This is a genomic window from Mesorhizobium sp. B1-1-5 (genome assembly GCF_006443065.1).
GTDB lineage: Bacteria > Pseudomonadota > Alphaproteobacteria > Rhizobiales > Rhizobiaceae > Mesorhizobium.
On sequence record NZ_VFWS01000427.1, the window covers coordinates 1 to 1,343 of the forward strand.

Here is a 1,343-nt window from a genome sequence, read left to right on the forward strand (position 1 = left end):
TTCACCCACGACATGGGCGAGGGGTTTCTTTGCGCCGAGGCGATCGCCGATCCGCCGCCCTTCGAGCGGGCGCGGGCGGCCGTCGCCTATTCCGGCGTCGCCCGCCAGATGGTGCAGGGGCTGAAGTACCAGGATCGCACCGACCTGGCGCCGTGGATGGCGCGCTGGATGCTGCGCGCGGGAGCTGACCTCATTGCCGAGGCGGATGTGGTGGTGCCGGTGCCGCTGCACTGGCGCCGCTTCTTCAGGCGGCGGTTCAACCAGTCGGCGGAATTGGCGAGGGCGGTCTGCGAGCTCAGCGGCCTGTCTTTCGCACCCTCGGCCATGCGGCGTGTCAAGCTCACGCGCCAGCAGGTCGGGCTGGAGCGCAAGGACCGCGAGGAGAATGTGCGGGCCGCCTTTCGCGTGCCTGCTGAAGCGGAAATCGAGATCGCCGGCCGCCGCGTGCTTTTGATCGACGACGTCTACACCACGGGCGCCACGGTTCGCGCCGCCAGCAAGGCGCTGAAAAAAGCAGGGGCCGGCGCCGTCGACGTGCTGACCTTCGCACGCGTGCTGCCGGGGGACTTTCGGGCCGACGAGTCCACGACTATATAAGTCGGCAACAAACAGTGGAAATTCGTCATGGTCGACGTCACCATCTATACACGCATGATGTGCGGCTACTGCACGGCCGCCAAGCGGCTGCTCGAGCGCAAGGGCATCGCCTATACGGAGCATGACGCGTCGTTTTCACCGGAACTGCGCCAGGAGATGATTTCGCGCGCCCATGGCCGCACAACCTTTCCGCAGATTTTCGTCGGCGACACGCATGTCGGCGGCTGCGACGACCTCCACGAGCTGGAGGCGCAAGGCCGACTGGACAAGTTGCTCGCCAATGGCTCGACGAATTGAGGATATGACGATGGGTGTTTTCAAGGCGGCCGCGATCCAGATGCGTTCGGGGGAGAGGCCGGAGCGCAACGCAATCGAGCTCGAGCGGCTGGTGCGCGAGGCAGCCGGCCAGGGGGCGAGCTACATCCAGACACCGGAAATGACCGGAGCGCTGGTGCGTGACAAGAAGGCCGCGTCTTTCACCTCAGAGGACAAGGACATCATCGTCGGGACCGCCCGCCGACTGGCCCGCGAACTTGGCGTCCACCTGCATATCGGCTCGACCGCCATCCTGCGCGCCGACGGCAAGCTCGCCAACCGGGCGCTGCTGTTCGGTCCGGACGGCGCCACGCTCGCCTCCTATGACAAGATCCATATGTTCGACGTCGATCTCGACAATGGCGAGAGCTGGCGCGAATCCGCGACCTACGAGCCCGGCACGGAGGCGGTCGTCACGACCATCGAAGGCG

At 65.9% G+C, this 1,343-nt stretch carries 3 protein-coding genes; all 3 read left to right on the top strand.

Translation table 11 applies throughout. The features are described 5' to 3' along the window. Positions 1-597 (top strand): ComF family protein (locus FJ980_RS32050; protein ID WP_140547496.1); only part of this gene is annotated, 597 nt, incomplete at its 5' end. A gap of 27 nt (positions 598-624) precedes the next feature. Next, positions 625-894: a glutaredoxin 3 gene (grxC, locus tag FJ980_RS32055; protein ID WP_140500918.1), complete on the top strand. Its 270-nt coding sequence runs from the start codon at positions 625-627 to the stop codon at positions 892-894. Positions 895-904: 10 nt separating this feature from the next. Next, positions 905-1,343 (top strand): nitrilase-related carbon-nitrogen hydrolase (locus tag FJ980_RS32060; protein WP_281406359.1); only part of this gene is annotated, 439 nt, incomplete at its 3' end.

Bases quoted from the DNA above. Each gene is read 5' to 3' on its own strand.
- grxC (WP_140500918.1), top strand. From the start codon at position 625: ATGGTCGACGTCACCATCTATACACGCATGATGTGCGGCTACTGCACG.